Genomic DNA, 25,322 nt, shown 5'->3' on the forward strand with positions numbered 1-25,322 from the left:
GCCATTGGAATTAGTCTAGCTCTGCCGCCACTTTTTCAAACCGGGCGGCCGGTCGAAGCGGTCATCCGGGCTTTTTATGCTGTTTCCATACGGGAGGGCTGTATTTCAGTGATTGGGTCGGAGTTAGTGGTATCCACTTCGGAGTGGATACGATCGTGGGGAGTTCTCGCAATTGTCGCCAGCTTGCTGATCAATGTTCTGATCAGTGTGGCCGGTTTCCTGCCTTCCCTGTTCCTGTCGGCGGCCAATGCCGTCGTGTTTGGGCTGTGGGGAGGATTTCTCATCTCGCTCGCGGGCGAAATACTGGGAGCGACGGTGTCGTTTCTCCTGTACCGCTGGGGAATATCCCGTTCGGCGAAGCTGCAGAAGGTAAGCGATACGCGCTTGTTCAAAAGGCTCGCCGAGATGAGCAGATCACGCCGCTTGCTGACGTTGATTCTCTTGCGGATCAATCCCCTGATACCTTCGGGGGTCGTCAACGTGGGGGCATCCTTTGCCCGCATTCCGTTCGGCGATTTCTTTCTCGCGACGGTCATAGGCAAGACGCCGTCGCTGGTGCTGGAAACCTTTATTGGACATGACCTGGTCTTTCTGTCAGAAAACAAGTACCGGTTGATCATTGCCGTCCTGCTGGCGGCGGGTGTGCTGGTGCTGTTCAAATGGACGGAGAAAAAAGAAGAGGTCTAGTCAGCAGCAGTATTAAGTCCCCTTTCAGTTTTGCATGACGCTGGTGAAGGCTCCCTGCCTTTGCCGGCGTATTTGTTTTGCGCATCTTTCAAAAATGAAAGCATGCCGTTCAAAACTGAAAGAAAATCGAGGGCTTGCGGCCTGAATCGTCTCATTATTCCGACGAATCTTGTCTGGCACAATACTTGCGATGCGTCTGGGGAAAGACCTGCATGGCTTGCACAGAGATTTTGCAGGGAATACGACACAGGATTGAAAGGGGAGAGCTTGCCTGAAAATCTCGTACACACATCAGTTTCGTTTGCCGCTCGACACTGTTTGGAGAGGAATGCAGGACGAGGGGGTGTTGAAAAAGGCCATTCCGGGCTGCCAATCCTTCTCACGTGTGGCTGATCAGCTGTACCACGCGGAAATGGGCCTGAGTGTCGGTCCGGTGAAAGGGGTCTTCACCTGTGAGGTCAGGCAGGAGGATCAAGAGGAGCCTGTCTTTTACCGCTTGCTGGTCAAAGGCAAAGGAGGGCCGGGAGAGATCGACGCGGTAGCCGACATGCGGCTCTCTCCAGAGGGAGACGGCGTGCGGCTCGACTGCGCGGCGGAAGTGCAGGTGTCGGGGATGCTTGCATCGGTCGGACAGCGGGTCATGAATGGCGTAGCCAAGCTGGTGATGGGACAGTTTTTCAAAGCGGCGGAAAAAGAGATGGGGCTCTTGTTTTCTCACTCGCAATCAAAAGAAGGATGAGGGGGTGTCTCAATGAACCGTACATGCAAAATCGCACTGACGGTAAATGAGGTGGCAAGAGAAGCTGAGGTGGAACCCCGCCTGCTTCTGGTCCACTTTCTGAGAGAGAAGCTCAATTTGACGGGGACGCACATCGGCTGCGACACCAGTCAATGCGGTGCCTGTACTGTCATGGTCAACGGCCGCGCGGTCAAGTCCTGCACGATGTTGGCCGTCCAGGCTGACGGCGCCGAGGTTCTGACAGTGGAAGGCTTGGGAAATATGGAGCGTCTGCATCCGATCCAGCAAGGCTTTTGGGAGAAGCACGGGCTGCAGTGCGGTTTCTGCACGCCGGGTGTGATGATGGCGATGGCCGGCCTGCTGCAGGAGAATGCCAGCCCCACAGAAGCAGAGGTGCGTGAATCGCTGGAGGGTGTCATCTGCCGCTGTACGGGCTATCAGTTCATCGTCGATGCCGTGATGCATGCAGCCAGTGAAATGGCGAAATCGGCGGAGAGCGCCGAGGCTGCCCAGTCAGTATCAGTCGGGGAGGGTGAATAAGCATGTCCATCATCGGAACCCCTGTAAAACGAAAAGAGGACCCGCGCCTGCTCACCGGTAACGGGAAATTTACCGACGACATCAAGCTGCCCGGCATGCTGCACGCGGCTTTTCTGCGCAGTCCGTTTGCCCATGCCAAAATCAAGGGCATCGACGTGGAAAAGGCTAGGCAGCTCCCCGGCGTAGCCGCTGTGTATACGGCAGCGGATTTGCACGGAAAAGTGAAGCCTGTGCCGACGATGTGGTATGTGCCTGGCGCTGACCTCAAGGCCAAAGACAGGAGCCCGCTGGCCGGGGAAAAGGTATTGTATGCAGGCGAGGCGGTAGCGGTCGTCATCGCGGAGGATCGGTACATAGCCCGGGACGCGCTTGATTTGATCGAAGTGGATTACGAGGAGCTGCCAGCGGTGACGCATCAGGAAAAAGCGCTGGAAGACGGCGCGCCCCAGCTTCATGACGATGTGCCGCGAAACCTCGCCCTCCTGTGGAAAGCCGGGGACATCCCGGACGAAGTATTCGAACAGGCGGAAGTGGTCGTCCGGCAGCGGCTTTACAACCAGCGGGTCATTCCCAATCCGATGGAAACCAGAGCGGCTGTGGCGCAGTACAATCCGGGCGGCGGGGAAATGACGATCTGGTGCACCTCGCAGAATCCGCACATCCACCGGATGATTTACGCGGATGTGCTGGGGATTCCGGAGAGCAAGCTGCGCATCGTCGCACCCGATGTAGGCGGGGGCTTCGGCGCCAAGATCGCGACCTACACCGAGGAGGCGGTCGTCGCTCACGCTGCACGAGATCTGCAGCGGCCTGTGAAGTGGGTGGAGGAGCGCAGGGAGCATTTTATGGCGACTACCCACGCCAGAGATGAAGTGATCGAGGTGGAGCTGGCAGGGACGCGGGACGGCATCTTCACTGCGATCCGGGTGAAGAACACGGCCAATCTCGGCGCCTATCTGTCTACCTTCGGAGCGGGCTGTCCGACGATCGACTTTGGCCTCATGGTGCCGGGGGCCTACCAGATCCCGCATATTGGCCAGGCAATGTCAGGGAGCTGCAAAACATGGTGGAGCGACTGGTCGTAACGGCGAGGGGGGACCAGATCGGCGCGCGCGACGTGCTCGGCAATCTCTATGACCGCAAGCCGCAAGAGATGGACAAAAAGCCGATCATCCGGGAAATTGTCCCGCTCAGGGACGCCATCGAGGAGGTAGAGGCACAGCTGATTCAAATGGCCTTGCAAAAGTACGGGACGGCGGCCAGAGCCGCGCAAGTTCTGGGCGTCAGTCCGGCTACGCTGAGCAGGAGAATGCAAAAACTTCTTCCCTGAAGGAGGAATGGCGATGTTTATGCTGCCGGAGACCCGCTTTGATTTTGGCGGAGACGAATACATATTTGCCGAGATTTCACGCGATATGAGCGAAGAGAGCAATTTTAAGGCGCTGGCGATCACGAGCGAGCTGCGAAAGCGCCAGATCCCCGGTATCCTGGATATCTGTCCGTCCAATTCCTCGTATCTGATCCGCTTTGACCCGGAGGTGATCTCCGCATCGACGCTGCTCGATTATTTAAAAGAGATCGACATGACCAAAAGCAATCCCTCGGCGTTAAATCTGGAGGTGCGCATCGTCGAGATCCCGATCTGGTACGACGACCCGATCACCCGCGAGTATGGAAAACGGTTTCAGGAGCGGAATATCGATCACGGCTTCGACAGCAATTTTGAACTAGTGATGCGGCTCAACGGCTACCGGGACAAAGAAGCCTTTATCGAGGCGCACTCGCGGAGTCCCTACCTGATTTCCATGATGGGCTTCATCCCGGGAACCGCCTGGGAGTATCCGCTGGGGCTGCGGCGGGAGGAGATCATCCAGACGCCCAAATACGCCAGCCCCCGCACGGACACGCCAGGCAGGGCGGTCGGTCTGGGAGGAGCCTTCACGGTGATCTATCCGCTGTCCGCTCCTGGGAGCTATCAGCTCATCGGCATGTCGGCCGTTTCCGTTTTCGATCAGACGGGGAGGCTGGAGGATCTGCGCGATTCCTTCTTTTTGGCGAGGCCGGGGGACATCTGGAAGCACCGCCCCGTTGACGAAGGGGAGTACCACCGGATTTTATCGGAAGTGGAGGAGGGCCGCTACCGGTACCGGATGAAGTACGTTGACTTTTCCCCCGAAGAGTATTTCGCCATGCGCGATCAGTATATCAGACAATTGATGGAGGATTTTTGAGATGCTGTATATCATCGACGGCGGCTTGCAGACACTGGTGCAGGACATGGGGCGAAAGGAATACTACCACCTCGGGGTGCCTCCCTCCGGTGCTGCCGACAAGTATTCGTATGTGCTCGGCAATCTCCTGCTCGGCAATCCCCAAGACTATGCGGCTCTGGAAATCACGCTGCTCGGACCCGTGATCGAATTTCGCAAAAAAACAGTGATCGCCATCACGGGCGCGCCCTGCGAAGCAAAACTGAACGCGGAGATCGTGCCGATGTGGGAGTCGCTTCTGGTGAAAGAAGGGGATGTCCTCTCTTTTCGCATGACCACGAGCGGCGTCAAGACGTACCTCTGCGTATCGGGCGGGATCCAGGTGCCGGACGTGCTCGGCTGCAAATCCACGTATGTACTGAGCCAGCTGGGCGGCTATCAGGGCAGGAAGCTGCAGGCGGGCGACGAGGTGCAGATCGGAGAGCCGCTGCCAGGCGTATTCCAGCAGGTGGGCAAACGGATCCCGGACGAATACCTTCCTCCTTTTTCTACCTCTGTCGATATCCGCATGGTCGTCGGTCTTTCCAGCTATCGGCTGAGCGACGAGGGCCTGCGGGCGTTTCTCAATTCGGAATGGCAGGTGGGTCTGGAGTCAAACAATATCGCGTACCGGTACACGGGCGCCACGGTTACCTTCAAACCGACCGAACCGGCTTTTGGAGCGGGCGACAATTCTTCCAATGTGGTAGACATCGTCTATCCGATCGGGGCGATTATGGTGCCCAATGAAAAGGAGCTGATTCTGCTGCTTCGCGATGCGACGACAGGTGGCGGCTTCGTCACGATCGGAACAGCGATTCACGCGGATCTGGACCTGATCGCCCAGTCCCGGCCCAACACCAAAACCCGGTTTATCTCCGTCACCGTCGATCAGGCGATTGAGGCGCGCATGAATAAAAAACGGAAGGTGCAAGCCGTGCAGGAACTGCTGCGCTGACGCCTGGGGGGTGCCTGCGTGCTGCAAGTCTAGCAGCCGCGTCCGCTTCTTTTTTCCCGGTGGCAATGATATAATGAGAGGCATCCAAATGAAGTGGGCCCTGTGTTTCCCCGCGGAGACAAAGGGTCTTTTCGCTTGCACATTTGTCAGAAGGGAAGAAGAATGGTATGAGACGCATGATGTTTTTCCTGTTCTGTTTGGTGCTCGTCATCGGACTTGCAGGCTGCGGTGGCACCAGTCAAACCGCCCAACCAGCAGAACCAGCGCCGCAAACAGAAGCGAGCAGCCCCGCCGCTCCGCCGCCATCTGCGGAATCGAGCGCAAAGGCGACCAGCTATCCGATCACGATAAAAGATGCAACAGGTCAAGAGATTACGTTTGAAGCAGCGCCGGAGAGGATCGTCTCCACGTCGCCGGCAGAGACCGAGATGCTGTTTGCGCTCGGCCTCGGTGACAAGGTGGTGGCCGTCTCCGATTACGATGACTACCCAGAAGAAGCGAAAGCAAAGCCGAAAGTCGGCGGCGTCGTTACGCCCAATGAAGAAGCGATCATTTCGCATGCGCCTGACCTGGTCATCGGCGGCATTTCGATGAAAAATGAGGTCGTCGAGAAACTGCGTGCTCTCGACCTGAAGGTGATTACGTTTCAACCCAAGGTCGTCGACGACATCATGGACAATATTTTGCTGATCGGACAAATTACCGACCGCAATCAGCAGGCGGAAGACTTGGTCGCGAAGATGAAAGCGGACATCACGAAGGTCACCGAAGCTGTCCAGACCCTGAAACCGGAGGAAAAGAAGAAAGTCTATTTGGAGTTTTCTGCTGGCTGGACGGTCGGCAAAGGGGAATTTCTCGATGAGCTGATTACGATGGCGGGCGGAATCAATATCGCTGCCGATACCGAAGGGTGGAATCCGATCAGCGAAGAGAAAATCCTCCAGGAAGACCCGGATGTGATCCTGTATGCAAAAGGCTTCACCGACGATAAAACGGGGGAGAGTCTGGACCAGATGATTCGCAAGCGCAATGGTTGGGACAAGATCAAAGCGATTGAGGAAAATCAAGTGTTCGGTCTGGACCACAATGTGCTGTCTCGTCCAGGCCCGCGGATTACACAAGGATTGTACGAAATGGCCAAAGCCGTCTACCCGGAACGGATGAAATAAAATGAAAATGCGTTTTTTTCTATTTGGAGGAGCCGGGATGGCTCTCCTCTTTCTGTCTGTAGGGACGAGTCTCTCTCTCGGCTCGGCAGACCTGCCGCTGTCGCAGGTGTGGGGCATTCTGCTGCACCAGATTCCCGGCGTGGGGATGCTGGTGTCAGCCGACTGGCCGCAGTCAGCAGAACAGATCGTGCTGAAGGTCCGTTTTCCGCGCGTGCTCCTGGCCATTTTGGTCGGCGCTTGTCTTTCGTTGGCGGGCGCTGGCTTCCAGGGAATCATGCGCAATCCTCTGGCGGATCCATATACCCTGGGAGTCGCCTCCGGCTCGGCAGTGGGCGCGTCGCTTATGATCCTGTTCGGCTTCCAGTATGCTTTGCTTGGGCAGTGGAGCGTACCGCTGGCGGCCTTCGGGACCGGCCTGCTGAGTCTCTGGATGGTGATCCGGCTGGCCAACAACCAAGGGAACATACATATCGAGACCTTGATCTTGTCCGGGGTGGTGGCCCAGGCTTTTCTGGGATCGATCGTCTCGCTGCTGGTGTCCCTCTCAGACCAGGTCGTCAATGAGATCCTCTTTTGGCTGATGGGCAGTCTGGCTTTTCGGGGCTTGCCCTTTACCATGGTCCTTTTGCCGGCCTTGCTCCTGGGTCTTGTGATTCTCATGGGCTATAGCCGGACGATGAATGTATTTGCCTTGGGGGAGAGGCAGGCAGCCCACCTGGGGATCGAGGTCGACCAGACCAAAATCGCCGTCCTGTCCGTCTCCACCCTGCTCACGGCTGTAGCGGTATCCGTGTCGGGCATTATCGGATTTGTCGGACTGGTCGTCCCGCATCTCGTCAGGCTGATGGCGGGTCCGGACTACCGGCTGCTGCTGCCGCTGTCCGCCCTGTACGGAGGGATCTACGTGCTCTGGGCGGACACGCTGGCACGAACCGTGCTAAGTCCGACCGAAATCCCTTTGGGAGTCGTGACAGCTTTTCTGGGAACGCCTTTCTTCGCGTATCTGTTGAAGAAAAAACAGCGTTCGGGTAAGGGGGAAGCGATGTGATCCGGGTCGTGGATGTATCTAAAAACTACAATGGCCGCTCTGTTCTGAGCAGTCTGAACTTCTCCGTAGAGCCGGGCGAATTCTTCGGCATAATCGGCCCCAACGGAAGCGGAAAGTCCACCCTGCTCAAGCTGCTCTCCGGGGTAGAATCCTGGGGTGACGGGCAGATCTGGCTGCAGGAGAAGCTCGTTTCGCAGTACAAGCGGAAGGATCTGGCTACGTGGCTGGCCGTCCTTCAGCAAGAGCCCCTGCCTCCAGTCGGCTTTCGCGTCCGGGAGGTGGTGGAGATGGGCAGATATCCCTACCAGAGCTGGCTCGGTACGGAGAAAGCGGATTCCTCGGACATGATTGATGACATCCTGCGGACACTGCGGCTCGACGACTTGCAGGATCGCACGCTGGAAAAGCTGAGCGGCGGAGAAAAGCAGCGTGTCGCTCTGGCCAAAGTACTGGCTCAGCAGCCCCGGCTGCTTCTTTTGGATGAGCCGACGACCTATCTCGATATCGGCTACCAAATTCAGCTGCTGGATACCGTCCACCGCTGGCAACGGACGCGACAGACAACCGTGATTGCGGTCCTGCATGACCTGAATCTGGCCTCACTCTACTGCGACCGGATTCTTCTCTTGAACAAAGGCCGCCAGATCGGAGTGGGCGTCCCTGAAGAAATCTTGCGGGCTGAATTGATCAAAGACGTCTATGGGATCGAGCCGATTGTGCTGGATCATCCCGTGCACGAGTTGCCGCAAATCATGCTGCGGTCTCAGCGGGAATAGAGCGATCAGCTTTTGCCATGCATTCTTGTATACGGGAGGTTGTACCCATGGTCATCCTGATTACAGGCGGCGTCAGAAGCGGCAAGAGCCGTTTCGCCTCCACCTATGCGGCACAGCTGGGCGAGAGCGGTCTTTTTGTGGCCACGGCGATCCCGGGGGATGCGGAGATGAGGGAGCGTATCCGCCGGCACCAAGAGGAGCGGGCACAAGCCGCCTTTCACTGGGAAACGGCCTGGGAGGCGTATGATTTGAGCGGATGCTTGCGCCGAATCAAAGAGCAGTGGCAGCGGGAATCAAAAAACCCCGTGATCCTCGTGGACTGCCTCACCCTCTGGCTCTCCAACTGGCTGCTGCGGCATGAGCATGACCAGCCGATGGAAAAGGTGTCGCGGCGAATCGAAGAATTGACCGAGGAGCTGCGGGATTTTCCCGGTACGATCCTGCTCGTCTCAAATGAGGTCGGTTACGGTCTGGTGCCAGACTATTTGCTCGGCAGACAGTTTCGCGATTTATCCGGAATCATGAACCAGAGCGTCGCCGCAGTCAGTGACCAGGTGTTCTTGGTGACCGCCGGCATTCCGCTTGAAATCAAGAGCCGGGCCTTTCATATCCCGGGCCGGTGCCCCTAAAAGAGACCGGCGTATATAGAAAATGCCAACCCTGCGGTCCAGGGTTGGCATTTTTTCTATCGTTTATCGCTTACCGAAATACATTCCAAGTCAGCGGCGGGAGCATTCGCGTCCCCTTCGTCATCGAAGAGCTGCACATCGGGCAGGTAGGTTCCTCTTCAAAGGTCAGATTTTCTCTCATCCAGCAGGTACAGTCATCGTTGCTGCAGGTCCAAATGGTCGTTTCCAGCTCAGGTACGGGCTCCTGATTTCTTTTTGCAAACAATGCAAGACACCTCCAGTTTGTCACCGTGCAGGAAAGAGTAACTCCTTCTAGTTTGTGCTAAGACTGGTTTTTCTATGCATGCTTTCAGCCATGCTGTTCGGTTCACCGGGACACCGGACGCTGCATAGACTGAGAAAGTAAATCATGTGGGAACGGCTGCTCGTGGCAAACCGCTTCAGGAAAAGGGGGAATCAAGATGCCAAGTATCAAAGCGGCCATTGTCGGGGTGGGGAATTGTGCGTCTGCCTTGTTGCAGGGCATTTCCTATTACAAGAGCAGGTCAACCGATGCAAGCGGCTTGATCCATCCGTCAATCGGTGGATATGAACCCGGGGATATAGAGATTGTCGCGGCTTTTGACATTGATGACCGAAAAGTGGGAACGCCTCTTCATCAGGCGATATTTGCCGCGCCCAATTGCACCAAGGTATTTGCCGCAGATGTAGAAGAATCGACGGTAGTGGTCAAGATGGGCCATCTTTTGGACGGGATATCTTCCCACATGGACTCCTTTGCCGAGGAGAGACGCTTCCGGCCATCTTCCTTGCCCCCTTGTGACATTGTCAGGGAATTGCGCGAGAGCGGAGCAGAAATGCTGATCAACTTTTTGCCCGTTGGCAGTGTAGAGGCTACAGAACATTACGCATCATGCGCACTTGAGGCGGGTGTGGCTTTTATCAATTGCATCCCCGTTTTTATCGCGTCCGACCCGAAATGGGCGGACAAATTCGAGCAGGCTGGCTTGCCGCTCATCGGAGATGACATCAAGTCTCAGCTCGGGGCAACGATCATTCACCGGGTATTGACCCGCCTCTGTGAGGAACGCGGCATTCGGATCAACCGCACCTATCAATTGAATATCGGGGGGAATACCGATTTTCTCAACATGCTGAACCGAGAGCGTGTGGCCATGAAAAAAATCTCGAAGACGGAAGCCGTACAGTCGCAGTTGGAGACGCCGCTGGCCGAGGAGCACATTCATGTCGGGCCAAGTGACTATATCCCCTGGCTCAAAGACAATAAAATTTGCCATATACGCATCGAGGGCAGCCAGTTTGGCGGCGCGGACGTGAAGCTGGATGTGAAGCTGTCCGTCGAAGACTCCCCGAACAGTGCGGGCATCGTCATCGATGTGATCCGTTGCTGCAAGCTCGCCCTGGAGCGCCGGCTTTCCGGCTCCATCCTGCCGGTTGCCGCCTATGCGATGAAGCATCCCCTCGTTCAGTGTACAGAAGAAGAAGCCCGCGTCCTGCTGGGGCAGTTTATCCAGGGAGCAAGCTAATATGAGATGAGACACATGCCCTCCTTAGCAGAGGAGGGTATTTCTGTATCTTTTGTTTCTCGGCCATACGCCGTTTCCCTTTGTGGCGCGGTGTAATAGGATAAAAAAGGCGTCGGCGATTAGCGGGACCACTCCAAAAAGCGCTGCTCCAGTTCTTGCACCAAGCCTTCGTACGAGAATTGGCTCAAAGCGCGATGCTTCGCTTGCCTGCTCATCTTCTCCCAGGCAGGACCGTCTTGCAGCAACTGTACGACGGAGTCGGCAAAAGTCTGATAAAAATCAGGATCGTAATCGGGAAGCGTGTAGATCAGTTTCCCCGTATACCCGTCCTGGACAGTCGTGGAGAGGGCGCCTTGATGGGTGGCGACGGTAGGCGTCCCGGCAGCCTGGCACTCCAGGGAAGCAAGACAGAACATCTCGTAGGGGCCGTCGCAGGGGTAGAGATGGACCATGCTCGTCTTTTGCTCTTCAATTAACTGGTGTCGCGGCACGTTGCCGAGGTAGCGAATGCCGTCCAGTCCTGCAAAAAGCCGGCGATAATGGGCGATATCGGGATCGAAGCCCCAGAGGGAGTAGTCCATCGTAATCACCAGAGAGGCTTCCGGCACCCGCTGTTTGATTCGCTCGAAAATGCGCGGAACATGCTGCAGACCGCGCTCGGGAGCCGAACAAAAAATAAGTTTCCCCTGTACCTTAGGGAAATCGCTGAGATACTCGTCCGCCCTGACGCCTAGACGGGCCTCATAGATCTTGCTTTGGCTCAGATGAAAAATATTGCGCATCATTTTGGTGTGAAAGGGACTGATGGTGATAATTTTGTCAACGTAGGCATGGTCTTTCTCCACGCTGTTGTCCCCGGGATCGATGCACCAGTGGAGCTTGCAAGAGGCATGTACGTTAGGAGGCACGGCACAGCGGAAGCTGATGAACACATCCCATCTTTCCTCATGGTCAAAACGATTCACATGACGGTAGACCACGCCATGGTACCGCCCTTCGCGGGAGGTGCTGTTAAAGATGGTGACATCATGCCGTTTGGCCAGTTCTCTTGTGATCGAAATGAGCGCGGATTGGGAACCTCCGACTCCTTTGGTCTCCAGATCTTGGTCATTCCAATCAAAGGAGGAGTCGTAGTAAAACGCGATTCTCATAGTTCTCCTTTCCACTAAAAAAGGTTGATACCTCAGTATATGTGCAAGGCAAGTACGTGTTGACTTTAGGAATGGGGTAGGTGCCGATGAGCGGGAGTGAGACTCTCTTTGTGGCCCCTTCGTACACGAGAGGATTGGCCATTCGGGACGATACGATCTACGTCGGTCAAAGCAACCTGCGGCGGGGTGCAGACAGGCGCGCTGCCGGAATCCACATCCTTCGCCGAGAGAGCGGGCAGCAGACATTTATCCCGCTTCCTTCGGAGGAGGTATACGGTATTCTCGTCACATAGGGTCACATCTTGCGCCCGAGATTCTTATCCGTTTTGGATCAGGAGGTGGTCTGAACGTGGCATTGTCCGAACATCACAAGCATCCCTTGCTCTTCTTTATCCATCTGCCGAAGACGGCCGGAACCACTATGCTGGAGATGGTCACGAGGGAGTATGCGGAAACGGAACGGGAACTGCTCTATCACAATGAAAAGGAAATGGAAGAAAAGCTGCGGCTGGATGAAGAGGGACGGATCAAATGCGTCTATGGCCATTACTTTTTCGGATTGCATAGCCACGTGACAAGGCCGTATACGTACGCGACGATTCTGCGGCACCCGATCGATCGGCTTCTCTCGCTGTACTCCTTCAAACAGCCGGAAATCCAGATGTCGATCACTGAGTTTCTGTCATCCGACTTTCCCCAGGTGTCCAATAATATGATCCAATACCTGGCAGGGGGAGGTGTAGATCTCGGCCGGGCAAAAGAAAACTTGCAAAAGCATTTTTCGGTGATCGGTCTGACGGAGCGCTTCGCGGAATCGGTGTATTTGTTGAAAAGTACATTCGGGTGGACGCAAATCGATTCGCTGTGGAAGTCCAATGTCACACCGAATCGTCCTCATCAGGAGGAGATTTCACCGGAGGTTATCGAGATCATCAAAGCGCAAAATGAGCTCGACCTGGAGCTGTACACTTTTGCCAAAACGCTCTTTGAAGAGCGGATCGCCGCTCTGGATGCCGAGGCAAAAAAAGAGTTGGAAGATTTCGTCAACCAGACAACGGGGACCGTACGGCCGGATGATCAAGCGGCCCCTCCTCATTTTCTATCTTCACATGCCTGTTCGTACACGTGCAGCGTTCTTTCGATCATATTGGCGGGATGCCAATGCTTTCTTCCCCACCGCCTGCTGTTTTCCGCCATCCTTTTTCTGAGGTCGGGATTTTCCATCAGCGTAAGCAGTGCCTCTGCCAGCTGCTGGCTGTTTCTCGGCTCCACCAGCATGCCTGTGTGCAGCGGCGTCAACAGCTCTCCATTTCCTCCCGCACGCGTCGTAATGACGGGAAGGCCGATCACCTGCGCCTCCATGACGGCCAGGGAGTGATTTTCTACGAGCGAAGGCAGGACGAATACATCCGCTTGTTTCAATAGGCGGACGACATCGCTGCGGTTGCCCAGGAACTGGACATGATCTTGCAGTCCCAAGGAAGCCGCCAATGCCTCCAGCTCTGCACGCTGCGAGCCATCCCCGGCAAACTGGCAGATAAAATCGTCGCGCACCTGGCGCAATTTAGCCAGCGCTTCGATCAGATAACGCTGGCCTTTGTAGGGGACGAGCCTCGCCGGACAGAGGAAGACCAGCTTGGCGTCTGATCGCGGGATGGGCGTGATGGCGTCCGCCTCCCGGATGATTTGCTCCGTATTCAGCCCGTAGGGGATGACGGTCAGCTTTTCCGGATTGACGAAAAAGCGATTGACGTATTCCCTGCGCAGCCACTCGCTGGGAAGGATGGTCCGATCGGCGGAGGAGGCGCCGAGCCGCTCTTCGATGAAGCTGTATTTCCATCTGCCGCTGCCCTCCTGCGTGATTTCTCCCGTGACAAAAAACTCTTCCATCAATAAACCGTGAATGGTCGCCACATGAGCCGTTCTTTCGGGGCGAATGCGGGCATAGGCCCGCGTGGAGATGACGTCATGAGTATGGATCAAATCGAACTGATCCAATGAAAACAGAGAGGAAGCCAATTCAAATGCATAGCTTTCAATCTCGCGAAAGCGGGCCCAATCTTCCAAATCCGGCTGCTCCCGCTGAAAATAATCCATCATCAGCTCATAGAGAGGATAGAGAATCGGCTTTTTCTCGATCGTTTTCCCGCTGAGCGGCTGATAAATTTCACTCATGCTGGGATGGTGGGCGAGCAGTTCTACCTGATGCCCGCGTTCCTCCAATCCTTGTTTCAGCACTTTTAGATAGGTATCCACCCCACCTACATGGGGCAGGTACCAAAAGGTAGCCAAAAGTATTTTCAAAGACTACGCCTCCCCTGCGGCAGACTGTGACTCGGACAGCAAGCGGTCGGTAAGCGACAGGACCTCTTGCTTCAACCGCGCCAGCTTGCGGTTGCTCTCCTCCAAAGACGAGCCTTTCACGCCAAAATAGCATTTCATTTTGGGTTCGGTCCCTGAGTGCCGCAGACAAAACCAGGAGCCGTCCGCGAGCGTATATTTCAACACATTGGACAGTGGCAGGGCGAGAGGGTAGGTACGACGCTGGACGAAGTCCTGACAGGTTCCCTGCCGATAATCTTCCTTTTTCGCCACCTCTTCACCGGCGAAATCGGGATACGCGTTGTGGCGAAAATGATCGAGGAGGGCGGCGATCCGACTGACTCCCGTTTTTCCCTTTTGCTCCAGAGAGACCAGCTCTTCCTGATAGAATCCATAGACGGCGTAGAGCTCCAAAAGCCTCTGATGCAAGGTTTTGCCATTCGCCTTCCAGCGTGCGCACATGTCAGCCGTCCAAATGGCGGCCTGGATGCCGTCTTTATCCCGGACAAAATCGCCGATCACATACCCGTTGCTCTCTTCGAAACCAAAGAGAAATTGATATACGCCCGACTCTGCATACGCGCTCATTTTTTCCCCGATGTATTTAAAGCCGGTCAGGGTGTCGATCGTGGCAACTCCGTATGCGTCTGCGATCGCTCGCGCCAGCTCCGTGCTGACGATCGTTTTCAGCACTGCGCCATTCGTGGGAAGCGTGCCATCCTCGGCTTTCACGGAAAGGATATGGTCGAGCAACAACACACCAAGCTGATTGCCGGACAGCACTTGGTAATGATCTTCCGAATCCAATACGGCGACACCCAGTCGGTCCGCGTCCGGATCTGTCGCCAGCAACAAATCGGCGTGCACCTGCCGGCCGTAGCGCATCGCCAGCGAAAAGGCATCGACTTCCTCGGGATTGAGAGAGGAGGCTTGCGAGAAAGCAGGGTCAGGATCGGCTTGCTCGCTGACGATGGTCGGCTGCGGGTAGCCGCATGCGGCCCATGTACGCTGCATGGTTTCCAGGGCAGTGCCGTGCAAGGGGGTAAATACGATCGACAACGGGGGGCTGGCATTCGGGGCGGCTTCAAGTCTGTCTGACGCCGCCTTTTCATTCGGCCGCAACCGGACTGCTTGCAGGCAGGACAAATACGATTGCAGGACGTCTTCGCAGATCAGCGTCAATCGCCCGCTCTCTCGCAGCGAAGCCTCATCGAGCACGGAAAGCGACCATTCATCCTCGATTTTACGGATCTTCTGTGTAATCCGGTCGGCTATGGCAGGCGTCAATTGGCCGCCGTCCGCGCCATACAGCTTGCATCCATTGTACGCGGGGGGGTTGTGGCTCGCGGTAAACATGATCCCACCTGCTGCCTTTTTCATCCGGACAGCGTAGGAGAGCAGCGGTGTGGGGCAGGCGCGGTCAAACAGGTACACGCGAAAGCCGTGCTTGCCCAATAAACAGGCGGCTTCCCAGGCAAAATCGCCGGATTTGTAGCGCGTATCGTAGGCAATCACGACGCCGCTGTTTCGCGCAGCCGCGTGACGATCCAGCAAATAGCGGGCATATCCCTCGACAACCTTGCGAATGGTGTAGCGATTGATTCGGTTTGGGCCGGGTCCGATTTCACCGCGAATCCCTCCGGTGCCGAAGTCCAAATCTCGATAAAAACAGTCCTCCAGCAAAGCCTCGTTATCCTTCCACGCCAGGAGCTGCTGCTTCACCTCTCGATCCATTTCCGCTCGATTGAGCCAATGCTGGTAGCGTTCCCTCCAGGTTAGCATGAATGGTAAACCTCCAGATTCTCGTGAACATTATGCATCTTTTTCTATTGGACATTGTATGTCAGTTTCACTGAGCCGCAACGGCCATGCATCCATTTTCCGCGGGAGACCCTGCGTTATGCGGGGGCGCGTGTTCACTGGGAGAGAACTTTCCGCAAATCATCCGGTCGATTGATACACTCGCGGGGGGAGGCTCGCACATATGGATATTACATGCGATCACAGAGTCAGTCAGAAAAGGGGTGCGAATCCATGAAGCTTGTCCTGCTCTCCGGGGGATCGGGTACACGCCTGTGGCCGCTTTCCTCGGACGACGCCCGATGTTTGAAGAGAGGCGGTGGGGATCTTATCGGGTGCTGGATTATCAGACATTGGACGACGGGAGCGAATTTTTGACCAAGCGCCTGCGGATACGGGCGGGGAAGAATCTCAGCTATCAGTACCACATGCAGCGAAGCGAGATATGGACCGTGATCGTCGGCAGAGGGGAGCTGGTGCTCGATGGCCGGTTCATTCCGATGAAGCCGGGTGATGTCGCCCACATTCCGGTTGGGGCAAAGCATGCCATCCGGGCCGTCACTGAGCTGGAGATTGTCGAGGTACAGCTCGGTACCAGGCTGATCGAGGAAGACATCGTCCGTCTGTTTTTCTCCTGGGAGGAGCTGCTCCGCTCGCTCTCCGAATGATTGATGCCTTACTGCTCGGATCAGGTGTCCCCCGGGCTCGCAATCGAAGGGGGACCTGCTTATTTTTCGTCTTGCCAATCGGTAAATTTTGAATTGCTAAACATCGCCAGCGTACATTATGATGAACGAAGCGGCGTCAAAAATACTGATCATTCGTCATTTTCTTAGCCGTCCTATTTATATCTGCATCGTCAGACAGAGAAACGGAGGAGTAGTATGTTTGCAAAGAAAGCGGCAAGCGCTCTGTTGCTTGCCTCATTGCTGGTGCCGTCCATCGGACATGCCGCGCCGGCTGCATCAGGCAAGTCATCGGTTCAACCCGCGGATTTGATCCTGCAGAACGGGGCTGTCTACACGGTTGACCGCAACCGCAACTGGGCGGAGGCCGTCGTGGTCAAAGGGGATACCATTGTGTTCGTCGGGTCTACCGAGGACGCCAAGGCCTACGCCGGAGAAAAGACCAAAGTCGTCGATTTGAAAGGAAAAATGGTGTTGCCCGGCTTCATCGACAGTCATACCCATGCCAGCAAGACCACCGGTATGATCTATACCGTCGATCTGTTTGATCTGGGATCGATCGAGAAATACGTAGAAGCCGTGAAACAATTCGCGGAAAAATACCCGAGTGAAAAGGCAATCCAGGGACGCGGCTGGACTAACTCGGCAGCCACGGGGATCGGTCCTCGCAAGGAGGCGCTCGATGCGATTTCCAAGGATGTCCCGATCGCGCTCACCTCGGATGACGGCCACTCCCTCTGGGTGAACTCGAAAGCGCTGGAAATTGCGGGCATCGGCAATGATACGCCCAATCCCGAGGGCGGTCTGATCGAACGCGATCCGGAAACAGGAGAGGCTTCCGGAACCCTGCGTGAAAAAGCAATGGATCTGGTGCTGAAACAAATCCCGGGGTTGTCCGTGGAGCAATACATGAACGGCATTCTCGAATATCAGAAGCTGGCCGCCGAGAGAGGCGTGACGACAGCACGCGACCCGGACATGCTTCGCTATCCGAATGTGCTGGAAGCGTATCAAAAACTGTCCGAGCAGGACAAACTGACCGTCCGTTTCCGTAATGCATTTACCGCCGATCCGGAAAAAGGGCCGGAACAAGTGAACGATTTCATCAAACTGCGGGAAGCAAACAAAGGTCCCCATTTTCAGGTGAACGCTGTGAAAATTTTTATGGACGGCGTGGTGGAAGGCGGAACCGGTTATCTGGAAGAGCCATACAAGCATAAGGACACCCATGGCCAACTGATCTGGACGCCCGAAGCCTATAAGAAAACTGCCGCTGCTGCGGACAAGGCCGGCTTCCAGCTCCACGTCCACTCGATTGGGGACGCAGCGACGAGAATCACACTGGATGGGTTTGAGTATGCGGAAAAAGAAAACGGCAAGCGTGACGCGCGTCCGTCGGTCGTGCATTTGCAGCTGGTGAATCCCAAAGATATTGAGCGCTTCAAAAAGCTGGGGGCGGTGGGGATTCCGCAGCCGTATTGGTTCCTCAAAGAACCGGGCTTTTTTGAAGAGATCGAAGTGCCGTACCTCGGCCGCGAGCGCGCCGAACAGGAATACCCGATGAAGAGCCTGATCAATGCCGGCGTCATCATGGCCTCTGGCAGCGACTACATCGTCACCCAAGAATTCAATCCGCTCCACGGCATTCAGCAAGGCGTCACTCGCATCGAAGAAGGGAAGACCGATTTCAAGGATATCGCCAATCCGAGCGAGCGTGCCACGCTGGCTGACATGATCGCCAGCTTCACGATTGACGGCGCGTATTCGACATATGTAGAGGATATCACCGGTTCGATTGAAGCGGGCAAAAGAGCGGACCTGGTCGTACTGGACAAGAACTTGTTCACGATCCCTGCTTCGGAAATCAACAAGACCGAGATTCTTTGGACCCTGTTTGAAGGAAAAGAAGTCTACCGGAGTGAAAACTTCAAGTAACCCTAGCGTTCATGTTTGTTAGACAGAAAAGAAGCTGCCCTCCGCAGGTCTATCCTGCTTGAGGGGCAGCTTCTTCGTTTGGGATATGTTGGTCTTGGCTAGATCTCTGTCTGTTCTTTGCTTGGCACGTGCTTTTTTTTTAACCCGCGGACCGGTTCAGGCTTTCTTTGACCGGCTGCGTACCGGGTACCGGCGGGATCGGCAGCTTCACCTTGACCCAGATAGCTGTAACCAGCAAGAGGACTCCGTTTAGGATAAAGACCAGCTTGATCGGTATCCAGCCGCCTAAAAAGCCGCCCAAAACGGGTCCGATCATCGTAGCCAGCTGTGTCGACGACTGATTCAGACTAAACGCCCTGCCGCGGAAGTCGGCATCTGTCACTTTTACGATCATCGCATTCAGAGCCGGATAGACCGCAGCGAAAAAGAGGCCGTAGAAGAAGCGCAAGATGCCGAAACCGTAGAGATCGTCAAAAAAGACTTGCAGCAGGTTGCCGATGCCGCCGCCCAGCATCCCGAAGAACAGCACGCGGGTGTATCCGATTTTCGCGCCGAGTGATCCCCAGCGCGGCGCCGCCAATACCGTAGCGATCCCAACCGCGGAGAAGATAATGCCGGCGCTGAGCGAGGCGTCCTGCTGCGTGGCGCCGAGCTCCAAGACATAGACAGTAATCAAAGGTTCCAACAGCATCACGGAAATGGTGACGATCATGGCCAGACCCAGCAGTTGGACGAAGGGGCGGTTGCCCATCGCCAGGCGAATGTCCTCCGACACATGCGAGCGTTCACCCGACCGGTTGAGATTGGTTTCTTTGACAAAAAAAGTGGCAATAAATGCGGCGACCAATACGACAATCCCGGAAAAGAGAAAGGCCTCCCGATTCCCCCAGAGATGGCTGACCACCCCGCCGACAAGCGGACCGATAATGCCGCCTGTCGCTCCGGCAGTAGCCATGACGCCCAGAGCGTAGCCGACATGCTTCTCCGGTGTATTCGTGGCGACCAGGGCAATCGAGGCCGGCACGAACCCGGCGAGCAAACCCTGCAGAATGCGGAGCAGCAGAAACAAATAAGGGTCTGTGACCAGATAGGTCAAAAAATACAAAACGGCCAAGCTGTAACCCGACCGAATGAGCATAGGCTTTCTGCCGTACTTGTCGGCGAGCGATCCCCAGTAGGGCGAGATCAGCGCGCTGGCTAAAAAAGTGATGCCAAAGGAGATGCCGGCCCACGCCTCCAAATGATCGTTTACGCCCAATGAGGTGTGGAGAAAGATCGGAAGAAAAGGAATGGAGATGGAATACGCCGAGCTGCAAAAAAAGACACCGAGCCAGAGAATGATCAAGTTACGTTTCCAGGAAAAGTCCATCTGTACACACAACCTTTTCGCCAGTCAATCGTGTTCACAATATGTTCATTTTATCATTTGTTTATGAAAAGGCGTAATCAAGAAAACACATCATGTTGATCGCAAAAGGTGAATGAAAAAAAGTCACAGAAAATTAACGTTTGAAACGAAACGGATCAGGGAGCTGACACGTATAGCTTAGTAGTTTTCGCTGGGTAGAAAAGCAAAAGAAGCCGGATGCCTCCAGAGGAGCTGCATCCGACTTCATCGTTGCTTTTGCTGAGATGGCCGCTGCGCTTATTTCACCAATTTATGGCGGAGAGCGAGAGCGACGGCCTGTGTTCGGTCTTCTACACCCATTTTCTGTAAAATCCGGTGCACATGGGTTTTTACCGTTCCTTCGGAGATGAACAGATTCTGTGCGATCTGGTCGTTCCGGAAGCCAAAGGCCAATTGCTGGAGCACGTCCAGCTCGCGCTCCGTCAGCTCTTCCAACAGCACATGGCGCTGCCCGCCTGGAGCCGGCTCATCCGCACGCTGGTTTTTCAACAACTCCGCTAAGGCTTTTGCCGCCGTGCCCGTATGGTAGAGTACAGCACCGTCATAGGCATTGCGGATCAGCTCCAGCATCTCCTGCGAGTCGGCATCTTTCAGCATGTAGCCCACTGCGCCTGCCCTGATGCCGTCCACCACGTAGTTCTGGATGTCAAATGTGGTCAGAATGAGCACCTTGATGTGGGGAAATTGTTTTAAAATTTCACGCGTCGCTTCAATGCCGGTGCATTTCGGCATCTGTACATCCATCATGATCACATCGGGCCGGCATTTGGCCGCGGCGGCGATCGCTTCCAGTCCGTCCGCCGCCTCGCCCACGACCTCCATATCCGGCTGCATCTGGATAACGTAGCCGAGGCCTTGGCGGATCATCGTCTGATCATCTACGAGCAGCACCCTGATTTTTTTCGTCTTTTGCTTATCTTCCGTCACCATGATTATCCCCCTCCGGGCAATCGCCAGCATACGGGATTGCCACACGTATCTCAAAGCCATGCGGATCCCGTGCCGCGAACGAAATGCTGCCCTTTTGCTCCTGCACGCGCTCCTTCATGCTGGACAGTCCGAAGCCGGGTGTAATGACATTTTGCGGTGTAAGAGCGCCATCATCGCGGATTGTCAGATAAAAATGAGAATCGCTGCGGGAGACGACGACTTCCAGCTGGGTGGCATCCGCATGCCGCAATGTATTGGTAACCGCTTCCTGGAGGATCCGGTAGAAAGAGATCGAGATGGATTGCGTGAGAACCAGCTCGGGATCATCCGCCACCAACTCGCAGCGCAGTCCGGTATTTTTTTCGGTTTGGGAGAGAAAGGCACGCAGTGGAGCCAACCCCAGAGAAGACTGGTCGGTTGCCAGCGTATGGACCGAACCGCGAATATCATCCAGGCTCTGTTTGGCGACAACCAGCATGTTTTTCACAGCCTGCTGCGCATCTTGCGGCCCGTTTTCGAGCATGAATTTCAAGGCATGCAGCTGCACAATCAAAGAGGTGAGGGAATGTCCCAGCTGATCGTGAAGGTCGCGGGCGATTCTCGTACGCTCCTCCAAAACGGCGACCTGCATCGTATGCACAGCGGCTTCCTGCAGTTCATCATGCGCTTCTTTTAACTGCGCCAGTGTATTTTGCAGCTGTTCCAGGTGAAGGCGGGTTTGGGCATTGGCTTCGTACTGCACGCGATATCCTTTCGCTCCGATAAAACAACCGACGTAGGTCAGCACGAACGGCACCAGATGAGAGATGGTGTTTTCCGAGTCCATCAGCAGCACGGCAAGGCTGAACACTCCCATCCCGATGGCATAGACCAGCGCACGTCGATTGACCATTCGGGCTCCGATAAAAATCGCCAGCGGAAACATCAGACCCAGACTTTCCGATCCGCCTACATATCCCTTCAGCAGCGTCACCAGCCCGAGCAGGATCGTGACAATTTCGACACGGGCGGGATTCCACCAGTGCTTGGGCGACCAGAAAAGCCAAAAATGGCAGAAAATAATCAGAAGTGAAAAAGCAAATTGAAAAGAGGTCTCGGTGATGTACGAATTGGGGATCAGGATCAGCACCATGATTGCCAGATACCAGATGGTAAAAAACCGTTCTTTGAGAACCTCCCACACTCGTCTGAACAAAATGAAGAATCTCCTTTCCGTCTGACAAACTTACTTTCATTCTATCATGGGGTGTCATCTATCTCTAGATAGACGGGGAGGATGCCAATATCAATCCTCCGGTAGATCAAATCCAAAAGTCCGCTGTTTATAATGTACAATGTGGTACTCTTGCCATCCTTAAGGAGAGGGTAGGGTGGCCGTTCGTCAGAGGAGGTCAGAAATGGAAAAAGTGGTTGAAAAATTTGGATCATCATGTTTTACTTGTCAGCAGGTTCTCATCTAAAAAATTTTTATTGGGAGAAAAATGCGCGATTTACAAACAGAAAACCGCACCTTGCGCACGAGATTGTCGGGGACAGACATCCTATCCTTCGCAATCGGAGATGGGCAGGTTTGGAAAAAAGCTTTTAGTTGAGTGGGAAGAGGTGAAGTGGAAGTGAACCTGTCTGCACTATCTATCAAACGGCCTGTCACGATGATCATGCTTACTTTGGCATTGATTATTTTTGGCTTCGTGTCGTTGCCGCGCCTGGCGATTGACCTGATGCCCGAACTGGACATCCCGGTAGCTGTCGTCGTTACCAGTGTAAATGGCGCATCGCCAACCGAAGTAGAAAATCTGGTCACCAAGCCGCTCGAAAATGCGCTCGGTACGGTAGCCGATCTCGACAGCATCTCCTCCGTATCGATGCAGGGGGCCTCACAGGTCATCCTGATGTTCAACTGGGGAACCGATCTGGATCAGGCTACTCTCAATATGCGAGATAAAGTAGACCAAGTGCGGGGCATCCTGCCAGACTCGGCGAATGCGCCGCGCGTTCTGCGAATCGACCCGAACAGCCAGCCGATTATGAGCTACGCGCTGACGGGGATGGAGGATGTCAACCAGCTGAGAAAAATCGCCGAAGAGGTCATCCAGCCGCGGCTGGAGCGTATCGACGGCGTCGCATCAGCTGCCCTGTCCGGCGGTCAGGACCGCGTCATCGACGTCGTGCTTGACCCGGCAAAAATCGCCGCTTATGGCCTGACGCTGGAGCAGATCCAGCAAGCGCTCAGCAGCAATAACCTCGCAGGTACGGCAGGGGCCGTGCGCGAAGGGGAGAGCAAGATCAATATCCGCGTAGAGGGTGAATACGCAGATGTCCAACAGATTGGCTTGACGCCGATCTCTGTTGGGGCCGGCTCGATCCGCCTGAAGGATATCGCCACCATCGAAGATACCGTCGAAACCATTACCCAGCTGAACTACGTTAACGGAGAGCCGAGCCTTGGCATTTCCATTACAAAAGCTTCTGGGGGCAACACGATCGAAGTCGCAGACGCCGTCAAGAAGGAAATGGAAAAGCTGAAGAAGGACTTGCCCAAAAACCTGGTGATCAAGTCCACGATGGATAACTCCACCTACATCAAGGACTCCATCTATACCACGGCAGAGCATGCGCTCTTGGGCGGAGGAATCGGGATTATTCTCCTGTTCTTCTTCCTCGGCAGCTTCTCGTCGATGCTGATCGCTACGATCGTACTGCCCGTCTCGATTATTGCAACTTTTCTATTGATGTACATGACCGGCCAGACGATCAACCTGATCTCGCTGTCCGGCTTGACACTCGGCCTCGGCTCTCTGATTGACTTCGCTGTCGTAATTCTGGAAAATATTTTCCGGAAGCGCGAAGAAGGCAAGAGCATGATGGCCGCAGCATTGGAAGGTTCCCAAGAAGTGGGCAATGCCGTCATGGCATCCGCCCTGGCACAGATTTGCGTATTCCTGCCGATTGCCATGACGGAAGGTATCGCCTCCGAATTGTTTGGACCCTTGGCTTTGACCGTTGTGTACTCTCACATCGCCGCCCTGGTATTCTCGCTCCTCTTGGTGCCGATGATGAGCTCGCGCATCCTGAAGCGTGTGCCGCATCATGAGAGTCTCTCCGGCTATCGCGGGGTGAACCCGGTCAAATGGTTCAACATCGGATTTAAAAAAGTGGAAAATGGATACCGCGGCCTGCTGAAGTGGTCGCTGGGCCATCGAAAAACGGTGATCATCTCTACAATCGTGATGATGGTCGGCTCGCTCGGACTGGTGCCGATGATCGGCGCGGAGTTTATTCCCGCCATGGATGAGGGGATCGTCAACGTCTCTATCAAAATGCCGAATGGCACCGTGCTGGAAGAGACAGAGAAGGTAGCCAAAGAGATTGAAAAAATCGCATCCGAAGTGCCGGAACTGGATATCCTCACTACCTCGATAGGCAGCAGCGGTTCGCCGATTGCGTCTACGGCACTATCCAACCGCGCATCTCTTACGCTCATCCTCATCGATGTTACAGAGCGGACTCGCTCTGCGAACGAGATTGCGATCGAGATGCAGAAAAAGTTGGCTGACATTCCAGGCGCTGAGATTACGGTGAGCGCAACCCAGGGCTTCTCCACAGGCTCCCCCATCGATATCCGTCTCAGCGGTGATGATCTTGCCGTTCTGCAGGATATCGGCAGCATTATAAAGGAAGAAATCAAGAGCATCCCGGGTACGGCGAACGTAACGACAAGCATGGAAGAGACGCTGCAAGAGCTGCAGGTTACCGTAGACCCGGAAAAAGCGAGCATGTACGGGCTGACCACCGGACAAATATTGTCCAGCGTCCGCACGTCCTTCCAGGGTCAGACGGTGACCAAATACCGTACCGGCGATGATGAGATCGACATCAATATCAAACTGCCGGAAGCGTATCAGGAAGATATCAACTATTTGAAAAACCTGCGCATTTCCGCACCGGGTGGCGTCCAAGTCGCGCTTTCCTCGGTGGCAAGCATTGCCAAAGTCGATGTTCCGGTCAACATCAACCGTGAAAATCTGGCGAGACAAATCTCGATTACCAGCGATCTGGCCGGACGCGATCTGAACTCGGTCATTCGGGATGTACAGGCGAAGATCAACAAGCTCTCTCTGCCAGATGGCTACAAAATCAGTTTTGGCGGCCAATCGGAGGATATGGCGGAGTCCTTTGCCAGCCTGGCTCTGGCGATCATTTTGTCGATCGTCCTCGTCTACATGGTCATGGCGGGCCAATTTGAATCGTTCTACACGCCGTTTATCATCATGTTCTCGGTACCGCCTACCATAACCGGGGTTCTGATCGGATTGCTGGTGACGGGAACGACGATCAGTGTTACCGTATTGATCGGGTATATTCTCTTGATCGGTCTCGTCGTAAACAATGCGATCGTGCTGATCGACTACGTGAACCAGCTCCGTCAGCGCGGACGCACGCTGCATGATGCGATTCTGGAAGCGGGTCCGATTCGTCTTCGTCCGATTCTGATGACCTCGATGACCACGATTCTGGCGATTGGCCCGCTCGCCTTTGCATCCGGTTCGGGAAGTGAGACGCAGGCTCCGATGGCCATTACCGTCATCTTTGGTCTCAGTTTCTCCACCTTGATTACGTTGGTTCTGGTGCCTGTCGTCACAACCGTGTTCGATGATTTAGGCAGAAAAATGCGCAACAGACGAAGCAAGAGAAAAGCGAAGAAGCAAGCAAAAAAAGGCATTCCTGCCATCGAATCATAAGGACAT

General features: G+C 55.0%; 24 protein-coding genes and 1 pseudogene. 17 read left to right on the plus strand and 8 right to left on the minus strand.

Annotation, left to right across the window (positions count from 1 at the left end):
• Positions 1-108 precede the first annotated feature (108 nt).
• From JD108_RS11525 to cobU, 11 genes are all read left to right on the plus strand, one after another.
• Positions 109-687, plus strand: a complete 579-nt coding sequence (locus tag JD108_RS11525; protein WP_198826240.1) for a TVP38/TMEM64 family protein — start codon at positions 109-111, stop codon at positions 685-687.
• 301 nt (positions 688-988) lie between these two features.
• Positions 989-1,426, plus strand: coding sequence for an SRPBCC family protein (locus JD108_RS11530; protein WP_228728120.1), 438 nt, complete (start codon positions 989-991; stop codon positions 1,424-1,426).
• A gap of 12 nt (positions 1,427-1,438) precedes the next feature.
• Complete coding sequence (locus JD108_RS11535; protein ID WP_198826241.1) at positions 1,439-1,966, plus strand: (2Fe-2S)-binding protein; 528 nt, start codon at positions 1,439-1,441, stop codon at positions 1,964-1,966.
• Positions 1,967-1,968: 2 nt separating this feature from the next.
• Positions 1,969-3,051, plus strand: a complete 1,083-nt coding sequence (locus JD108_RS11540; RefSeq protein ID WP_228728121.1) for a xanthine dehydrogenase family protein molybdopterin-binding subunit — start codon at positions 1,969-1,971, stop codon at positions 3,049-3,051.
• Positions 3,030-3,296: a helix-turn-helix domain-containing protein gene (locus tag JD108_RS11545; protein WP_198826242.1), complete on the plus strand. Its 267-nt coding sequence runs from the start codon at positions 3,030-3,032 to the stop codon at positions 3,294-3,296. The genes JD108_RS11540 and JD108_RS11545 overlap by 22 nt, the downstream gene beginning before the upstream one ends.
• 13 nt (positions 3,297-3,309) lie before the next feature.
• Positions 3,310-4,197 (plus strand): 5-oxoprolinase subunit B family protein, encoded by an 888-nt coding sequence (locus JD108_RS11550; RefSeq protein WP_198826243.1) that lies wholly within the window; start codon positions 3,310-3,312, stop codon positions 4,195-4,197.
• A gap of 1 nt (position 4,198) precedes the next feature.
• Positions 4,199-5,173 carry a 5-oxoprolinase subunit C family protein gene (locus JD108_RS11555; RefSeq protein ID WP_198826244.1) on the plus strand — a complete coding sequence of 325 codons (975 nt, stop codon included), beginning with the start codon at positions 4,199-4,201 and terminating at the stop codon, positions 5,171-5,173.
• Positions 5,174-5,340: 167 nt separating this feature from the next.
• Positions 5,341-6,342 carry an ABC transporter substrate-binding protein gene (locus JD108_RS11560; RefSeq protein WP_198826245.1) on the plus strand — a complete coding sequence of 334 codons (1,002 nt, stop codon included), beginning with the start codon at positions 5,341-5,343 and terminating at the stop codon, positions 6,340-6,342.
• A 1-nt stretch (position 6,343) separates the two neighbouring features.
• Entirely contained in the window at positions 6,344-7,390 is a 1,047-nt protein-coding gene (locus tag JD108_RS11565) for a FecCD family ABC transporter permease (protein WP_198826246.1), read from the plus strand.
• Positions 7,387-8,166 (plus strand): ABC transporter ATP-binding protein, encoded by a 780-nt coding sequence (locus JD108_RS11570; RefSeq protein WP_198826247.1) that lies wholly within the window; start codon positions 7,387-7,389, stop codon positions 8,164-8,166. The genes JD108_RS11565 and JD108_RS11570 overlap by 4 nt, the downstream gene beginning before the upstream one ends.
• Before the next feature lie 47 nt (positions 8,167-8,213).
• Positions 8,214-8,795, plus strand: a complete 582-nt coding sequence (gene cobU, locus JD108_RS11575) for a bifunctional adenosylcobinamide kinase/adenosylcobinamide-phosphate guanylyltransferase (RefSeq protein ID WP_198826248.1) — start codon at positions 8,214-8,216, stop codon at positions 8,793-8,795.
• Between the two features lie 70 nt (positions 8,796-8,865).
• Here the strand turns inward: cobU and JD108_RS11580 are convergent, their stop codons facing one another.
• The gene (locus JD108_RS11580) at positions 8,866-9,060 is read right to left on the minus strand and encodes a cold-shock protein (RefSeq protein ID WP_198826249.1); all 195 of its coding nucleotides are present in this window, start codon (positions 9,058-9,060) and stop codon (positions 8,866-8,868) included.
• Between the two features lie 196 nt (positions 9,061-9,256).
• Here JD108_RS11580 and JD108_RS11585 point away from each other — a divergent pair, with 196 nt between their 5' ends.
• Positions 9,257-10,342 carry an inositol-3-phosphate synthase gene (locus tag JD108_RS11585; RefSeq protein WP_198826250.1) on the plus strand — a complete coding sequence of 362 codons (1,086 nt, stop codon included), beginning with the start codon at positions 9,257-9,259 and terminating at the stop codon, positions 10,340-10,342.
• A 119-nt stretch (positions 10,343-10,461) separates the two neighbouring features.
• On the opposite strand, the gene JD108_RS11590 is transcribed toward JD108_RS11585, so the two are convergent.
• Positions 10,462-11,493: a glycosyltransferase family 4 protein gene (locus JD108_RS11590; RefSeq protein ID WP_198826251.1), complete on the minus strand. Its 1,032-nt coding sequence runs from the start codon at positions 11,491-11,493 to the stop codon at positions 10,462-10,464.
• A gap of 86 nt (positions 11,494-11,579) precedes the next feature.
• Here JD108_RS11590 and JD108_RS11595 point away from each other — a divergent pair, with 86 nt between their 5' ends.
• Positions 11,580-11,786: a hypothetical protein gene (locus JD108_RS11595; protein WP_198826252.1), complete on the plus strand. Its 207-nt coding sequence runs from the start codon at positions 11,580-11,582 to the stop codon at positions 11,784-11,786.
• 56 nt (positions 11,787-11,842) lie between these two features.
• Positions 11,843-12,130, plus strand: a pseudogene (locus JD108_RS22840) (sulfotransferase family 2 domain-containing protein); the annotation flags it as partial.
• 273 nt (positions 12,131-12,403) lie between these two features.
• Here the strand turns inward: JD108_RS22840 and JD108_RS11600 are convergent.
• Genes JD108_RS11600 through JD108_RS11610 form a run of 3 tightly spaced genes read right to left on the minus strand, consistent with a single transcriptional unit; the run spans position 12,404 to position 15,597 of the window.
• Positions 12,404-12,574, minus strand: coding sequence for a hypothetical protein (locus tag JD108_RS11600; RefSeq protein ID WP_198830235.1), 171 nt, complete (start codon positions 12,572-12,574; stop codon positions 12,404-12,406).
• Between the two features lie 11 nt (positions 12,575-12,585).
• Complete coding sequence (locus JD108_RS11605; protein WP_198826253.1) at positions 12,586-13,797, minus strand: glycosyltransferase family 4 protein; 1,212 nt, start codon at positions 13,795-13,797, stop codon at positions 12,586-12,588.
• A gap of 3 nt (positions 13,798-13,800) precedes the next feature.
• Positions 13,801-15,597, minus strand: coding sequence for a phospho-sugar mutase (locus tag JD108_RS11610; protein WP_198826254.1), 1,797 nt, complete (start codon positions 15,595-15,597; stop codon positions 13,801-13,803).
• A gap of 320 nt (positions 15,598-15,917) precedes the next feature.
• On the opposite strand from JD108_RS11610, the gene JD108_RS22320 reads away from it, so the two are divergent.
• On the plus strand, positions 15,918-16,283 hold the full coding sequence (locus JD108_RS22320) for a phosphomannose isomerase type II C-terminal cupin domain (protein WP_323958368.1): 366 nt from the start codon (positions 15,918-15,920) through the stop codon (positions 16,281-16,283).
• Between the two features lie 216 nt (positions 16,284-16,499).
• Positions 16,500-18,236: an amidohydrolase gene (locus tag JD108_RS11620; protein ID WP_198826256.1), complete on the plus strand. Its 1,737-nt coding sequence runs from the start codon at positions 16,500-16,502 to the stop codon at positions 18,234-18,236.
• Positions 18,237-18,375: 139 nt separating this feature from the next.
• Here JD108_RS11620 and JD108_RS11625 read toward each other — a convergent pair whose 3' ends face one another.
• From JD108_RS11625 to JD108_RS11635, 3 genes are all read right to left on the minus strand, one after another.
• Positions 18,376-19,605 (minus strand): MFS transporter, encoded by a 1,230-nt coding sequence (locus JD108_RS11625; RefSeq protein ID WP_198826257.1) that lies wholly within the window; start codon positions 19,603-19,605, stop codon positions 18,376-18,378.
• 276 nt (positions 19,606-19,881) lie between these two features.
• The gene (locus JD108_RS11630; RefSeq protein ID WP_198826258.1) at positions 19,882-20,574 is read right to left on the minus strand and encodes a response regulator transcription factor; all 693 of its coding nucleotides are present in this window, start codon (positions 20,572-20,574) and stop codon (positions 19,882-19,884) included.
• The gene (locus tag JD108_RS11635; RefSeq protein WP_228728122.1) at positions 20,558-21,769 is read right to left on the minus strand and encodes a sensor histidine kinase; all 1,212 of its coding nucleotides are present in this window, start codon (positions 21,767-21,769) and stop codon (positions 20,558-20,560) included. Before JD108_RS11635 ends, JD108_RS11630 begins: the two co-directional genes overlap by 17 nt.
• A 418-nt stretch (positions 21,770-22,187) precedes the next feature.
• Here JD108_RS11635 and JD108_RS11640 point away from each other — a divergent pair, with 418 nt between their 5' ends.
• Positions 22,188-25,316, plus strand: coding sequence for an efflux RND transporter permease subunit (locus JD108_RS11640; RefSeq protein ID WP_198830084.1), 3,129 nt, complete (start codon positions 22,188-22,190; stop codon positions 25,314-25,316).
• Positions 25,317-25,322 lie beyond the last annotated feature (6 nt).

Origin of the sequence: Brevibacillus composti (assembly GCF_016406105.1) — a bacterium.
Taxonomy (GTDB): domain Bacteria; phylum Bacillota; class Bacilli; order Brevibacillales; family Brevibacillaceae; genus Brevibacillus; species Brevibacillus composti.

Coding starts and splice junctions, on each gene's coding strand:
- JD108_RS11630 (WP_198826258.1), bottom strand. CDS start 20,574: ATGGTGACGGAAGATAAGCAAAAGACGAAAAAAATCAGGGTGCTGCTC.
- JD108_RS22320 (WP_323958368.1), top strand. CDS start 15,918: ATGTTTGAAGAGAGGCGGTGGGGATCTTATCGGGTGCTGGATTATCAG.
- JD108_RS11540 (WP_228728121.1), top strand. CDS start 1,969: ATGTCCATCATCGGAACCCCTGTAAAACGAAAAGAGGACCCGCGCCTG.
- JD108_RS11610 (WP_198826254.1), bottom strand. CDS start 15,597: ATGCTAACCTGGAGGGAACGCTACCAGCATTGGCTCAATCGAGCGGAA.
- JD108_RS11585 (WP_198826250.1), top strand. CDS start 9,257: ATGCCAAGTATCAAAGCGGCCATTGTCGGGGTGGGGAATTGTGCGTCT.
- JD108_RS11620 (WP_198826256.1), top strand. CDS start 16,500: ATGTTTGCAAAGAAAGCGGCAAGCGCTCTGTTGCTTGCCTCATTGCTG.
- JD108_RS11565 (WP_198826246.1), top strand. CDS start 6,344: ATGAAAATGCGTTTTTTTCTATTTGGAGGAGCCGGGATGGCTCTCCTC.
- cobU (WP_198826248.1), top strand. CDS start 8,214: ATGGTCATCCTGATTACAGGCGGCGTCAGAAGCGGCAAGAGCCGTTTC.
- JD108_RS11625 (WP_198826257.1), bottom strand. CDS start 19,605: ATGGACTTTTCCTGGAAACGTAACTTGATCATTCTCTGGCTCGGTGTC.
- JD108_RS11590 (WP_198826251.1), bottom strand. CDS start 11,493: ATGAGAATCGCGTTTTACTACGACTCCTCCTTTGATTGGAATGACCAA.
- JD108_RS11555 (WP_198826244.1), top strand. CDS start 4,199: ATGCTGTATATCATCGACGGCGGCTTGCAGACACTGGTGCAGGACATG.
- JD108_RS11560 (WP_198826245.1), top strand. CDS start 5,341: ATGAGACGCATGATGTTTTTCCTGTTCTGTTTGGTGCTCGTCATCGGA.
- JD108_RS11595 (WP_198826252.1), top strand. CDS start 11,580: ATGAGCGGGAGTGAGACTCTCTTTGTGGCCCCTTCGTACACGAGAGGA.
- JD108_RS11550 (WP_198826243.1), top strand. CDS start 3,310: ATGTTTATGCTGCCGGAGACCCGCTTTGATTTTGGCGGAGACGAATAC.
- JD108_RS11545 (WP_198826242.1), top strand. CDS start 3,030: ATGGTGGAGCGACTGGTCGTAACGGCGAGGGGGGACCAGATCGGCGCG.
- JD108_RS11535 (WP_198826241.1), top strand. CDS start 1,439: ATGAACCGTACATGCAAAATCGCACTGACGGTAAATGAGGTGGCAAGA.